10 protein-coding genes and 1 tRNA gene are annotated in these 12914 nt (G+C 65.8%); 4 read left to right on the top strand and 7 right to left on the bottom strand.

Going from position 1 to position 12914, the window contains the following annotated elements; all coding sequences use genetic code 11:
* The first annotated feature begins 486 nt into the window (after positions 1-486).
* Positions 487-1014: an SRPBCC family protein gene (locus ARTSIC4J27_RS16495; RefSeq protein ID WP_050056300.1), complete on the top strand. Its 528-nt coding sequence runs from the start codon at positions 487-489 to the stop codon at positions 1012-1014.
* Here ARTSIC4J27_RS16495 and ARTSIC4J27_RS16490 read toward each other — a convergent pair.
* On the bottom strand, positions 1002-2057 hold the full coding sequence (locus tag ARTSIC4J27_RS16490) for a LacI family DNA-binding transcriptional regulator (protein WP_050056299.1): 1056 nt from the start codon (positions 2055-2057) through the stop codon (positions 1002-1004). The genes ARTSIC4J27_RS16495 and ARTSIC4J27_RS16490 overlap by 13 nt on opposite strands.
* Positions 2058-2059: 2 nt before the next feature.
* Positions 2060-3769 (bottom strand): glycoside hydrolase family 13 protein, encoded by a 1710-nt coding sequence (locus ARTSIC4J27_RS16485; RefSeq protein WP_050056298.1) that lies wholly within the window; start codon positions 3767-3769, stop codon positions 2060-2062.
* 173 nt (positions 3770-3942) lie between these two features.
* On the opposite strand from ARTSIC4J27_RS16485, the gene ARTSIC4J27_RS16480 reads away from it, so the two are divergent.
* A complete protein-coding gene (locus ARTSIC4J27_RS16480; RefSeq protein ID WP_050056297.1) occupies positions 3943-5316 on the top strand; it encodes an FAD-binding oxidoreductase in 1374 nt (457 codons plus the stop codon).
* A 3-nt stretch (positions 5317-5319) separates the two neighbouring features.
* Here ARTSIC4J27_RS16480 and ARTSIC4J27_RS16475 read toward each other — a convergent pair whose 3' ends face one another.
* The 4 genes from ARTSIC4J27_RS16475 to otsA form a co-directional block, all read right to left on the bottom strand.
* Positions 5320-6738 carry a DUF4032 domain-containing protein gene (locus tag ARTSIC4J27_RS16475; RefSeq protein ID WP_050056296.1) on the bottom strand — a complete coding sequence of 473 codons (1419 nt, stop codon included), beginning with the start codon at positions 6736-6738 and terminating at the stop codon, positions 5320-5322.
* Between the two features lie 117 nt (positions 6739-6855).
* Positions 6856-7938: an ABC transporter ATP-binding protein gene (locus ARTSIC4J27_RS16470; RefSeq protein ID WP_050056295.1), complete on the bottom strand. Its 1083-nt coding sequence runs from the start codon at positions 7936-7938 to the stop codon at positions 6856-6858.
* 217 nt (positions 7939-8155) lie between these two features.
* Positions 8156-8983, bottom strand: coding sequence for a trehalose-phosphatase (otsB, locus tag ARTSIC4J27_RS16465; protein WP_050056294.1), 828 nt, complete (start codon positions 8981-8983; stop codon positions 8156-8158).
* On the bottom strand, positions 8973-10475 hold the full coding sequence (gene otsA / locus ARTSIC4J27_RS16460; protein ID WP_050056293.1) for an alpha,alpha-trehalose-phosphate synthase (UDP-forming): 1503 nt from the start codon (positions 10473-10475) through the stop codon (positions 8973-8975). Before otsA ends, otsB begins: the two co-directional genes overlap by 11 nt.
* A gap of 179 nt (positions 10476-10654) precedes the next feature.
* Between otsA and ARTSIC4J27_RS16455 the strand changes: the two genes are divergently transcribed.
* Both ARTSIC4J27_RS16455 and ARTSIC4J27_RS16450 read left to right on the top strand, forming a co-directional pair.
* The gene (locus ARTSIC4J27_RS16455) at positions 10655-11542 is read left to right on the top strand and encodes a DsbA family protein (protein WP_050056292.1); all 888 of its coding nucleotides are present in this window, start codon (positions 10655-10657) and stop codon (positions 11540-11542) included.
* Between the two features lie 169 nt (positions 11543-11711).
* Positions 11712-11785: transfer RNA gene (locus tag ARTSIC4J27_RS16450), tRNA-Thr, on the top strand.
* A 35-nt stretch (positions 11786-11820) separates the two neighbouring features.
* On the opposite strand, the gene ARTSIC4J27_RS16445 is transcribed toward ARTSIC4J27_RS16450, so the two are convergent.
* The coding region (locus ARTSIC4J27_RS16445; protein ID WP_050056291.1) for an FAD-binding oxidoreductase at positions 11821-12914 on the bottom strand (1094 nt) is incomplete at its 5' end.

The raw sequence follows: 12914 nt of genomic DNA, 5'->3' as shown, positions 1-12914 counted from the left end.
CGCCACATACCCGACCGCCCTCTCACTTAAAGCGGGGTCTTCCCGATCGCTCTCTCACTTAACGCCGGCTTTCCACGGTCCCTCTCTCACTTAACGCCGGCTTTCCACGGTCCCTCTCTCACTTAACGCCGGCTTTCCACGGTCCCTCTCTCACTTAACGCGGGCTTTCCAGGATCCCTCTCTCAGCTGATGTGGCTTCGAGCTCAACGCTTTCTCACCCGTCCACCAGATACGGCTCACCGGGCAGGGTCCCGAACCAGCCGCCGTCGTCCTCCACCACACCGAAGAGCAACTGGAACACCGCATCAAGTGAGAGAGCGACACCCGAAAAGCCGCATCAAGTGAGAGAGCGTCACCCGAGAAGCCGCATCAAGTGAGAGAGCGTCACCCGAGAAGCCGCATCAAGTGAGAGAGCGACACCCCAAACACCGCATCAAGTGAGAGAGCGTCCGGGGGGAGGAGGGCGCACGGGTAAAGTTGTGCAGCATGAACAGCCTCTTCAGCCACGGTGCCGAGCCCTTTGGAAGCGTTGAACAACCGGCCGGCGAGCTCCTCGAACCGGTGGTCAACACGGTGATCGTTCCCGGCAGCGTGGCGCATGCCTTCGCCGGGTTTACCGACCATACGCACCTCTGGTGGCCGCTGGAATCATTCGGCGTCTACGGGGCAGGCTCTTATGTTGAGTTCGAGGAGAACCTGATCCTCGAAACGGCGGACGACGGCCGGACCGGCATCTGGGGAACGCTTGATGACTGGCAGCCGCCCTTGTCCTTCCATGCCACCTGGCACCCGGGCTCCACGGCGCTGTGGTCCACGGAGCTTCTGGTTGCCTTCAAGGCAGTAGGGGAGGGTGCGGAGGTGCGGGTCTTCCACGAAGGCTGGGAAGGGGCTGAGGATCCCCACGCGGAGCGCAAACGGTACGTAGAGGCCTGGCCGGAAATCCTCGCCAGGTACGCCCGCTTTATGGGCGCCCCCGAGGTGAGCGGGGGCGCGTCCGGGGATCAGGGCCGCTGACGTCCGTCGTCGGCCGGGGGAACGGCGGTACTTGTCCTGATGACAAACTCCGTAGGAAACTCCTGGTCGGCTTCGGGTCGCGTTGACCCGCTCCCGGAGTCCTTTGCGCCGGCCTCGAGGAGCTGCAGCGCAGTCGCAGCCGCCACGGCCCCCTGGCCCCGGGGATCCTGGTCTACGGTGGTCAAGCCGAAGGTCTCGCCCAGCTCGTGTCCGTCCATGCCCACTACGGACAGATCCTGCGGGACTTGGAGCCCAAAGTCACGCGCAGCGAGAATGGTGCCCACCGCCATCTCGTCGGAGGCCGCAAAAACCGCCGTGGGCCGCTCGGTGGCACCGCCCAGCAACTGGCGGGCCGCTGAGTAGGCGCCCTGCACGGTGAAGTCAGCGGTGATCTGCCACTCCGGCCGGATCTCCAGACCTGCTGCCGCCATCGCCTTTTGGTATCCGGCCTGGCGGATGCCGGGCAGCTTGAAGTCCTGGTTCAGTGCTGCGTCGCCGGTGACGTGGCCTATTCGTATGTGGCCAAGCCGGATCAAATGGTCAGTAGCCATCCTGGCCAGGCGTTCGTCGTCGATCCTGATGGTGGAAGCCCCCGGCAAAGCGCCGCCGATACCCACGATGGGACGGTGGACGGCCAGCAGCTGCTGGATTTCCGCGTCGCTCAGCACCAGAGCCACTGCGATGACCGCGTCCAGGCGCTTGCGGAGGAGGAAATCGTTCAGCACACTGTGGCGGCGCTCGGGCTGGTCGCCCACGTTGTACAGCGTGAGGTCGTAGCCGGCGTCCAGGAGAGTCTCAGACACGCCCTCCAGCACGGAGGAGAAGTACCAGCGGTGGATTGACGGAACCACCAGGCCAATATTGTGGTTCCGGCCGGAAGCGAGGCTGGCGGCATGGTAGGAGGGGACGAACCCCAGTTCCCCCGCTGCTTCCAGCGCCAGCTTCCGGCTCTTTGCGGAAACATTGGACTTGCCGCTCAGTGCCCGCGAGACGGTGGCGATGGAGAGCCCCGCCTTGTCCGCGACATCCTTGATGCCCGCCATACTCAGGGGGCTGGTGTAAGGCTGATCCAGGCTGTTTCGCCCGACGCCAGCAGGCCTTCAGGACCGGAAGGGACGCTGCGGACCAGGACCTGCCCGGCAGGCATCTCCAGCGGCTCGTGGTTGAGGTTCATAAGCACCAGCGTAGCGCCGTTGACATAGGCCAGGGATGAACCGGTGCACCAGTCCTCCGCCCATGCCAGGGATCCCCGGCCTAAGTCCAGCTCGCGGCGCACCGCCAGCATGGTCCGGTAGAGAGCAAGGTGCGACGACGGCGAACCGGCCTGCACGTCCCGCGCCCATTGTTCGAAGGAGGCAGGAAGGGGCAGCCAGGGGTCCGCGCCGTGGCCGAAGCCGAGGTGGGGTTCGCCGGCGCGCCACGGCAGCGGAACCCGGCAGCCGTCCCTGCCCAGCCGCTGCCCGCCGGTGCGTGCGAACGTAGGGTCCTGGCGCAGGTGCTCGGGGATGTCGATACCGTCCGGCAGGCCGAGCTCTTCACCTTGGTAGACATACGCCGCGCCGGGAAGCCCGAGCATAAACAGCGATGCGGCGGCAGCGCGCTGCCGGCCCAGGGCCGTGTCAGGCTGCGGATCCGCCGGACCGATGCCGTCGCCGTCGCGGGGCCCCTGCCCGTTGTAGCCGAACCGGCTGGCATGCCGGACGACGTCGTGGTTGGACAGCACCCAGGTGCTGGGAGCCCCAACGCTGTCCAGGACCGTCAGGGAGTCGGTGATGACTGAACGAAGCCGGTATACGTCCAGCCCGGCGTGCAGGTACGGAAAGTTGAACGCCTGGTGCATTTCGTCGGGCCTGACCCAGTGCGCCAGCCGGGGAAGGTCAACGCTCGCTTCCGCGCACAGGATCCGGTCAGGGCCGTAACCGTCCAGGATCTGACGCCACGTGCGGTAGATGTCGTGGATGGCCGGCTGCCCGAACATCGGCGCCTCATGGCCGGGAAAGCCGTCTGAGCTTCCGCCGTCGGGCCGTCCGCCCCAGGCGGGCAGACCGGGCGCCTTGACCAGCGCATGCGCCACATCCACCCGAAAGCCGGAAACCCCGCGGTCCAGCCAGAACCGGAGGATCCGTTCGAACTCGCTGTGCACCGCCGGGTTGTCCCAGTTGAAGTCCGGCTGGGACGAATCGAAAAGGTGGAGGTACCACTGGTCCGGCTGGCCGTCGGGGCCGGTCACCCGGGTCCAGGCGGGGCCGCCGAAGTGGGACTGCCAGTTGTTGGGCGGCTCGTGTCCCTCAGGTCCGGTGCCGTCCCGGAAGATAAACATGTCCCGCTCGGGGCTGCCCGCAGGCGCGGCCAGGGCTGCCTGGAACAGCGCGTGCTGGTCGGAGCAGTGGTTGGGGACGAGGTCCACAATCACCCGCAGGCCCAGCCGGTGGGACTCGGCCATCATCACATCGAAATCCCCGAGGGTGCCGAAGATCGGGTCCACGTCGCAGTAATCGCTGACGTCATACCCGGCATCGCGCTGCGGCGACCGGTAGAAGGGGGACAGCCACACGGCATCCACGCCCAGGTCCGCCAAATGGGGCAGTTCCTCGGTAATGCCCGCGAGGTCTCCCACGCCGTCGCCGTTGAGGTCCCGGAACGAGCGGGGGTACACCTGGTAGATGACGGCAGAGCGCCACCAGCCCGGCAGGTTGTCGGCAGCGTGGATAAGGGTCAGCGGACCCGCAGCGGGTGTCAAAGTTTCGACAGACATGAGGTCCAGCTTAGGTGTATAGGCGCATTGATGGAAACGCTTCCACAAATACTTTGGAGGGACAGCAGTCGAAATCAGCGTTTCCGCTGGTCAGGAGTGGAAGCGCTTGCAGTCGTGTTACGGGCTTGCGCCCATAGACTGATGGAAAACGTGCGACGGCGGATGGAGGCTTTGTGGGAAGCGTGGCAGTTGAGGAGCTGGAAACCAGCCTGGCGGACGGACAGGTGGACCGGCACGAGGCCACCCTTGCCCGGTATGCGGTGGACCAGGCCCCCATCCTTGATTACCAGCTGCCCTTGGCTGTGGTGTTCCCCGAATCCGTGGAAGACGTCCAGGCGGTAATGCGCATTTGCGCCGCCGCCAAAGTGGCTGTGGTGCCCCGGGGAGCGGGAACAGGTGTCTCCGGCGGCGCCCATGCCACCAAGAACTGCATCATCCTGTCCCTCGAGCGGATGGACCGGATCCTGGCGTTGAACCCGGATGATGAAACGGCAGTGGTGGAGCCGGGAGTCATCAACGCCGTGCTTAATGAAGCCGCGGCCGAACACGGACTGATGTACGCGCCGGACCCCGCCAGTTTCCGCAGCTCCACCATAGGGGGAAACGTGGCGACGAACGCCGGCGGGCTGCGGTGCGCTAAATACGGCGTCACCCGGGACTCCGTCCTTGCACTGGACGTGGTCCTGGCGGACGGTTCGCTCCTGCACACCGGCCACCAGACATTCAAAGGCGTGGCCGGTTACGACCTGACCGGGCTCTTCGTGGGGTCCGAAGGAACCCTGGGCATTGTGGTGGGCGTGACGGTGCGCCTCAAGTACCTCCCCCGGGAAGTCCACACCATCGCCGCCTTCTACCCGGACTTCCGCCAGGCCGCAGCAGGTGTCCTGGCCGTGGGCAGGGCGCGCGTCCAGCCCGCCATCATGGAACTGCTCGACGGCGGTACACTGGCCCAGCTGGACGACATCCACGGCTCGGACCTCACCGCCCGCGGCAGCTCCCTGCTGCTGATCCAGACCGACGGCTTCGGTGCAGCGGCGGAGGCCGCGATGGTCCGGGAAGTCCTGGCGGCCGGCGGAGCAACCGTCACCACTGAAGCCAGTTCCGAGGCGGAGCGGCTGGTGGAATTACGGCGCCATAGCCGGGGTGTGGAAGTGGACGACGAGTACCGGGTGGGGGAGGACGTCGCCGTTCCGCGGTCCCGCCTGGTGGACTACGTGGCGGCCCTGGAAGCCATGGCGGTAGAGCATGCTGTGCACCTCAAAGTGGTGGCGCACGCCGGCGACGGCAACCTGCACCCCACCTTCTGGATCGACCGTAAGGACAACGCGGTGGACGGCGAGGCGCTGGAGCGGCTCCACCGGGCACTGGACGAGTCCATCACAGCCGCCCTGGGCATGGGCGGGACGATCACCGGAGAACACGGCGTGGGGCAGTACAAGCTGCGGTGGCTGGGCCAGGAACAGCCGGAACCGCTGCGGGAACTGCAGCGCCGGATCAAGGACCTGTTCGATCCCGCCGGCATCCTGAATCCCGGAAAGGGAATCTAGCGTTTAGTCGTCCACGTCGGGGTACTCGTCGATGGACTCGTCGCCGCCGTAGCGGGACTCTTCCGTTTCCGCTTCGAGGATCTCCAGCAGCCCGGTGGGCGGGTTAAGCATGATGGCTGCCTCATCCCGGCGGTGCCGCAGGATGGAGTCGATGTAGGACTGGACGGCTTCGGCGAGGGGGATGTGCCGTTCCTGCTTTTCGGACATGTACCAGCGGTGTTCCAGGACCTCGTGCACCACTTCGGCAGGTTCGAGCTTGCCGGACAGGTCCCGCGGAATGGACCTGACGATGGGCTCGAAGACCTGGCTGACCCACAGGTGCGCGCTGTATTCCTCGTCCATGTCCGGGTTGTTGTCCGCCCGGAAGGTGTCCATGTCATTGAGGAGGCGGCGCGCCTGGTTCTCCTGTGCGTCCAGGCCGGTCAGCCGCAGCAGGCGCCGCATGTGGTGCCCGGCGTCCACTACCTTGGGCTGGAGCTGGATGGTGGACCCGTTCTGGGTGGTCTTGATGGCGTACTCCTCGACGTCGAAGCCGAGTTCGTTGAGCCGCCGGATACGCGCGCCCACCCGCCAGCGTTCGCCGAGTTCGAAGGATTCCTTTTCCGTCAGTTCGGCCCAGAGGCGGCGGTAGCTGTCCATGATGAGCTCACTGGTGGCCACGGGGTCCACCTTTTCCTCGATCAGCCCGCCGTCCAGCAGGTCCATCAGCTCACCGGCGATGTTGACGCGCGCGATTTCCAGGTCATACTCGCGCTGGCCGGTGGAGAGGTCCGGGTACAGCTCGCCGGTTTCCGCGTCCACGAGGTAGGCGGCAAACGCGCCGGCGTCGCGGCGGAACAGCGTGTTGGACAAGGAAACGTCGCCCCAGTAGAAGCCGATCAGGTGCAGCCGTACCAGCAGCAGCGCCTGCGCGTCGATGAGCCTGGTGAGTGTGTCCTTGCGGAGCATCTGGGAGAAGAGGGCGCGGTACGGCATGGAAAACTTCAGGTGCCGGGTGACCAGGACGGGGTTCAGGGGCTTGCCGTCCAGCGTGGTCCGGCCGGTGATGACGGCAACCGGCTCCACGCAGGGAACGTCCAGCCGGGCCAGTTTGCGGAGCATGTGGTACTCATGCCGGGCTACATGCTCGGAGGTTTCCTTGATGGCGATCACGGAACCGCCCAGGTGGGCGAACCGGACGATGTGCCGGGAGATGCCGCGTGGGAGGGCAGCCAGGTTTTCAGCCGGCCAGTCCTCCAGCGCGATGTGCCAGGGCAGGTCCAGCAGCTCCGGATCGGCAGCCGCCGCCGTGATGTTCAGGGAGCTGGAGACCGAGGCGATTTTGCCGTCGTCCGCACTCGCGGCGACAAACCGCGGCAGTTTCCCCACCTGCGCATAGTCGGTGGGTTCGTCGTGCCACTGGGCGCTGTATTCCTCGGTCATGCGTCAATTCTTCCGTAGATAGGCGCGGCCAGCTAATTCTTCTGCGGGCACGGTTAAAGGCCGACGGCGGCCCGCACCATTGCGAAAAGGTGCAGGCCGCCGTCAGTTTCAGATTTGTCAGTCGCCCAGGCGCAGGCCGGTCTTGGTGTCGAACAGGTGCACGTGGCCCGACTGCGGACGGACGTAGATGGACTCGCCCTTCATCGGAGGACGGCGGCCGTCGACACGTGCCACGATGTCGTGGTCCTTGCCGTCAAGCGTGGTGTGGCCGTAGACGTAAGCGTCGGCACCCAGCTCTTCGACGACGTCGACCTCTACCTTCAGGCCTTCGCCGTGCGGAGCGGTCTCAAGGTCCTCCGGGCGGGAGCCCAGTGTCACGGTGGAGCCGTGTGCCTCCTGGAGGACGTCGCGCGGTACGGGGTAAACCGTGCCGCCGAACTGCACGCCGCCGTCGACGACCGGCAGTTCGAGCAGGTTCATGGCGGGGGAGCCGATGAAGCCGGCCACGAAGACGTTCTTGGGCTTGTCGTACAGGTTGCGCGGGGTGTCCACCTGCATCAGCAGGCCGTCCTTCAGCACGGCGACGCGGTCGCCCATGGTCATGGCCTCGACCTGGTCGTGCGTCACGTAGACAGTGGTGACGCCCAGGCGGCGGGTCAGGGATGCGATCTGGGTGCGGGTCTGCACACGGAGCTTGGCGTCCAGGTTGGAAAGCGGCTCATCCATGAGGAAGACCTGCGGGTTACGGACGATGGCACGGCCCATGGCAACACGCTGGCGCTGACCGCCGGAGAGTGCCTTCGGCTTGCGGTCCAGGTAGGGCTCAAGGTCAAGGAGCTTTGCAGCTTCACGGACGCGCTCGGCGCGCTCTTCCTTGGAGACGCCTGCAATCTTCAGGGCGAAGCCCATGTTGTCGGCCACAGTCATGTGCGGGTACAACGCGTAGTTCTGGAAAACCATCGCGATGTCGCGGTCCTTCGGGGGAACGTCGGTGACGTCGCGGTCGCCAATGAGGATCCGGCCTGCGTTGACGTCCTCGAGGCCTGCGAGCATGCGCAGGGAGGTGGATTTACCGCAACCGGAGGGTCCAACGAGGACCAGGAATTCGCCATCGGCGATGTCGATGTTGAGCTTATCGACGGCGGGCTTTTCTGTGCCCGGGTACAGACGCGTAGCGTTATCAAAAGTAACTGTAGCCACAGTTATCAATCCCTTCACCGGCAGGTACGTGCCGGACGATCCGTTGTGAATGGTTCATGTTTGTTCAGTTTTGTACTGCAGGTGTTTCCTGGCGGAGGCCAGAAGACACCGAGTGACGCCGCACGGTGGTTGTGCGCCACATCACAGAGAAGAGTATGTCAGATACTGTTCGAATTGGTGCAAATGTTACGAACGTCACAAGTGACGTTCGTAACCGCTACTCCTGCGGCGCTTCCTCCGCGACGGCCAGGCTCCGTTCCTGCAGGAGCACTTCGAGCATCTCCGCCACATGGACCGGAGCCTCCACCCGGTACTGCGCCTGGGTGAAATCGAGGCCCACCTTGATGCCCACATCGCCTGGCTCCAGCCGTGCGAGGGCATCCTCGTCGGTGGTGTCGTCGCCGGCAAACAGGACGGCGCTGGCCCCGCTGATCTGCCGCAGGAACGTCACGCCCTCGCCCTTGGAGGCGTTTACCACGGAGGTTTCCAGGACCCGCTTTCCGTCTTTGAGGAAAACGCCCTTGCGGTCCTGCAGCAGCGAGCGCGCTGCGGCCACGGCGTCCGCTGCCACGTCGTCGGGAGCCTGGCGGGTGTGCAGCACCACGCCGGCCGGCTTGTCCTCCAGCATGGTGCCGGGTGCTTCGGCCACAATGTCGGCCAGGATACTGCGGACCTCGGCGAGCAGTGCTTTCTGCTCATCGTCCAGCGTCAGCCCTGCCGACCCGGGGCCCAGCCACGCTTCTGCCCCGTGGCTGCCGATGAGCAGCGTGTCCACCGGTGGCGAGGCGACGTTGCGCAGGCTGGCAAGGGCGCGTCCGGAGATGAGTGCCGTCGTCGTCCGCGGCAGCACTGCGAGCCCGGCGAAAGCCGTGGCGGCGCGGGGAAGCGGCCGCGCGTCGTCGGCATGGCCCACGATGGGCGCCATGGTTCCGTCGAAGTCCATGGCCACCAGCAGGTGGTCAGTCAAGGCGATGGTGCGGATGGCTTCGCGGAGCTCAGGTGTCAGCGCCAGCTTGCCGTTGCCGGTCCGGCTCTCAGGTGTCATCGCGCACCACTTTCTCCTCCAAGGCCTGCAGGAAGTCGGCGGACCAGTGGTCCACGTCGTGCTCAAGGATCTGCTTGCGCATGGCCCGCATCCGCCGCGACGCGTCCCGGGGGGACAGCTCCACGGCGCGCATGATCGCATTCTTCAGGCCGTCGATATCGTGCGGGTTTATCAGCAGCGCCTGCTTGAGCTGGTCGGCTGCGCCGGCGAATTCGCTGAGCACCAGCGCTCCGTCGTTGTTGGTGCGCGCAGTGACATACTCCTTGGCCACCAGGTTCATGCCGTCCCGCAGCGCAGTCACCAGCATGACGTCGGCGGCCAGGTACAGGGCCACCATCTCCTCCACGGGGTAGCTGTGGTGCAGGTAGCGGACGGCGGTGTTCTCGAGGGTGTCGTAGGTGCCGTTAATGTGGCCCACAGTCCCCTCCACCTCCTCGCGCAGGAGCCGGTACTGCTCCACCCGCTCGCGGCTGGGGCTGGCCACCTGGATCAGGGTGGCGTCGCTGACGGACAGCCTGCCGTCGGCCAGGAGTTCCTCGAACGCCTTCAGGCGGTGCCGGATGCCTTTGGTGTAGTCCAGGCGGTCCACACCCAGCAGGATGGTTTTGGGATTGCCGAGGTCCTGGCGGATTTGCCGTGCCCGCTCAATGATTTCCGGCTTGGCAGCCAGCTCGCTGATCTGCTGGACGTCAATGGAGATGGGGAACGCCTGGGCCCTGGCGATATGGGTGATTTCGCCGTCCTGGCCCTTGACATGCACCTGCTGCTGCTTGACGCTGGCGCCCAGGAAGCGGCGGGCAGAGCGCATGAAGTTGCCGGCGTCGCTGGGCCGCTGGAACCCCACCAGGTCGGCGCCGAGGAGGCCGTCGATGATGGCCTGGCGCCACGGAAGCTGGGCGAAAATTTCGGGCGGCGGGAACGGGATGTGGTTAAAGAACCCGATCTTGAGGTCGGGCCGCGCTTCGCGGAGCATCCGCGGCACCAGCTGCAGCTGGTAGTCCTGGATCCACACTGTGGCGCCGTCGTCGGCGTGGCTGGCGACGGCGTCGGCGAACCTTTTATTCACCGCGCGGTAGGCGTCCCACCAGGTGCGGTGGAATTCCGGCGGCGCGATGACGTCATGGTAGAGCGGCCACAGCGTGGCGTTGGAGAAGCCTTCGTAGTACAGTTCGACGTCGTCCGCGCTGAGCTGGACGGGCACCAGGTCCATGCCGCCGTGGCTGAACGGTTCCACGGTCTCATCCGGGGCGCCATGCCAGCCCACCCAGGCGCCGTCGGTCTTGGTCATCATGGGCGCCAGTGCCGTGACCAGTCCGCCGGGGGACCGCCGCCATCCGGAGCCGTCGTCGCCGTTTTCGCCGGGAGCGACGCGGTCCACGGGCAGTCTGTTCGAGACCACCATAAAGTCGTACTTTGTCTCTGCCTTGGAGCCCGGGCCGGCGGTGCCTGGTGCGGCTGCGGCGTCGGGTTTTTCCTGGACGGGTGTTTGCATTGCGGCCCCCTGGGGTTGCTTGTGCCTCTTAGCCCACCCTAACGGGACGGAATCTTCGGTGCTATTCGTCCGTTGGTCAAGCCGGAAGAATACTTGAAACAGCAAGCTCTCAGCTTTCTGACCTAAAATGAGGGGGTTGCCACGAACTGGTCCCCCTCGTCGATCGACCCAAGGAACACATGAGCCCCGCAAACGAAGTACGTAAGTCCAAGGCTGAGCGCACCGCGGAGGCCCGCGAAAAAGCGCGGCTGATCCGTGAAGCGCAGCTGAAAAAGGACAAGCGCAACAAGCTGCTGATCGGGTGGGGGATTGTGGCCGCCGTGGTGGCCATCCTGGTAGTGGTGGCGCTGGTGGTGACCACTTCGATGAAGCAGAACGCGCCCGTCGCGGACCAGGGACCCACGCCGGCCAACGGCAACGTGCACGGCGGCGTCACGCTCCTGGCGAACACCGAGGTTGCCAAGCTGGATCCGGCCACCGTTGACGCGGCTTCGGTTGGCGAGCCGCCGCAGGCTCCGCCGGCGGAAGTAGTGGCACCCGGGGCCGAGGCCGAAGCGGGCAAGCCGGTCAAGGTGGTCCTCTACATCGACTTCATCTGCCCGGTCTGCAAGAACTTCGAGGCGCAGTACAACGAACAGCTCACGTCGCTGCGCAACGAGGGCAAGATTACGGTGGAATACCGGGCGCTCGGGTTCCTCGACACCCGCTCCACCACCAACTACTCGTCCCGGGCAGCGAACGCCGCCGCGTGCGTTGTGAACGAATCGCCGGAGAAATACGCGGAGTTCGTGGACGCGCTCTTCGCCAACCAGCCGGCAGAAGGCGGTGCCGGGCTCTCGGACGACCGGCTCAAGAGCATGGCTTCCGACATGGGTGTGGACATCAACAGCTGCGTGGATGAGAAGACCTACCGCCCGTTCGTAAAGTTCACCACCAAGGAAGCCGCAGCCATCGGCGTCACCGGCACCCCCACCGTTTTTGTGGACGGCAAGCAGTGGGGCAAGGGCGACAGCGCCCAGACCCCGTTCCCCGATTTCCTCCAGGCCGCGATCGACGCCAAGGCCTAACGGTTTGAGGGCCCGCTGCCGGATCAGTTCCGGCGGCGGGCCCTTTTTTGTTGCCCCGTTTCCTGCGCCCGGTGGTTCTCCCGCCCCTGGACTAGGCCGGCGTTTTTACCACCGGGAGGACTTGGGCTAACCTTATGTAGCGCCGTTCAGGCGCCGCCCGCAAGGGCACGCCTCCTTAGCTCAGTTGGCCAGAGCACCGCTCTTGTAAAGCGGGGGTCGTCGGTTCGAATCCGACAGGGGGCTCTATTTTTTTGCCCGCTGCCGGCCGCATCGGCGTGCTAGCCGCCCGACGGCGTGATGTTGTGGTTCAGGCGCAGGAGATTCTGCGGATCGTAACGGTCCTTGAGGGCTACGAGGCGCTGGTACTTATCCTGTCCGTAGGCGCTGCGGGCGGCGTCCGGCGCCTGCACTCCCACTTCCGCTCCCAGGAAGTTGACGTATTCGCCTTGTTCCGCGAACGGCTGCATCACAGCGTAGGCCTTGCGGGCGAAGGCTGTCAGCCGTTCGTCCTCCGCCGCGTCACGCCAGAACCCGTACACGTTGAGCCAATACCGGGCGGACCGGTTCGGGAACGCGGTGGCGTTCTCGGGCACCCGCCCGAAGGCACCTTCGAGATGGTGGATATCGATGCCCGTTCCTTCCCAGGCCAGCTCGGAGGCGAAGCCCAGCACGGCGTCCACCACTTCCTCGTCCAGGCGGGAGAACGAGACGTTCTTCCAGTAGCCGCGTGAGCCTTTCGGGAACACCGGGTCCATGGCACTTTGCCATTCGGGCCAGGAGGTGGGTCCCACCTCCTCGGCGTCGGGCGGGGCGGCGGCGCGAAGCCGGTCCGCGAGCGCCAGGCCGGCCTGGTGGTCCTCGGCAACCCAGGCGAAGCCGATAGCCATCCAGGGCTCGCTGCCCATGCCGAAATCGGCCGGGAGCACCAGGAACGAGAGGATCGGATTCATCTCGTCCGGCAGGTCGCGCGTCCACGCTTCGAACGCGAGGAGGCCGCTGCGCCAGTTGTCCGGCCGGTAGAAGAAGTTGCCGCCCAGCGGTGCGGCCGGCAGGGGGAGGGCGCGGAAGGTGAAGGAGGACACCACACCGAAATTCCCGCCGCCGCCGCGCACTCCCCAGAACAACTCCGGGTTCTCCTCGGCGCTGGCGTGCACATGCTCCCCCGCGGGAGTGACCACGTCCACGGCGTCCAGGTTGTCCAGGCTCAGCCCCGCAGTCCGGGTCAGCCAGCCCACGCCGCCGCCCAGGGTAAGTCCCGCCACTCCCGTGCCGCTGATGACCCCCAGCGGTACCGCCAGGCCCTGGGCGGCCGTGGCCCGGTCCACGTCAGCAAGGGTGGCCCCGGGCCCGACGGCGACCCGCCGGCTTTGGG

It is taken from the genome of Pseudarthrobacter siccitolerans, assembly GCF_001046895.1.
Lineage (GTDB): Bacteria > Actinomycetota > Actinomycetes > Actinomycetales > Micrococcaceae > Arthrobacter > Arthrobacter siccitolerans.
Note: the sequence above shows the minus strand (reverse complement) of the source record. Positions and strands in the feature narration are given on the sequence as shown.

What these genes read in the sequence shown, in the direction of transcription:
- ARTSIC4J27_RS16495 (WP_050056300.1), top strand. Translation starts at nt 487, where the DNA reads ATGAACAGCCTCTTCAGCCACGGTGCCGAGCCCTTTGGAAGCGTTGAA.
- ARTSIC4J27_RS16490 (WP_050056299.1), bottom strand. Translation starts at nt 2,057, where the DNA reads ATGGCGGGCATCAAGGATGTCGCGGACAAGGCGGGGCTCTCCATCGCC.
- ARTSIC4J27_RS16485 (WP_050056298.1), bottom strand. Translation starts at nt 3,769, where the DNA reads ATGTCTGTCGAAACTTTGACACCCGCTGCGGGTCCGCTGACCCTTATC.
- ARTSIC4J27_RS16475 (WP_050056296.1), bottom strand. Translation starts at nt 6,738, where the DNA reads ATGACCGAGGAATACAGCGCCCAGTGGCACGACGAACCCACCGACTAT.
- otsB (WP_050056294.1), bottom strand. Translation starts at nt 8,983, where the DNA reads ATGACACCTGAGAGCCGGACCGGCAACGGCAAGCTGGCGCTGACACCT.
- otsA (WP_050056293.1), bottom strand. Translation starts at nt 10,475, where the DNA reads ATGCAAACACCCGTCCAGGAAAAACCCGACGCCGCAGCCGCACCAGGC.
- ARTSIC4J27_RS16455 (WP_050056292.1), top strand. Translation starts at nt 10,655, where the DNA reads ATGAGCCCCGCAAACGAAGTACGTAAGTCCAAGGCTGAGCGCACCGCG.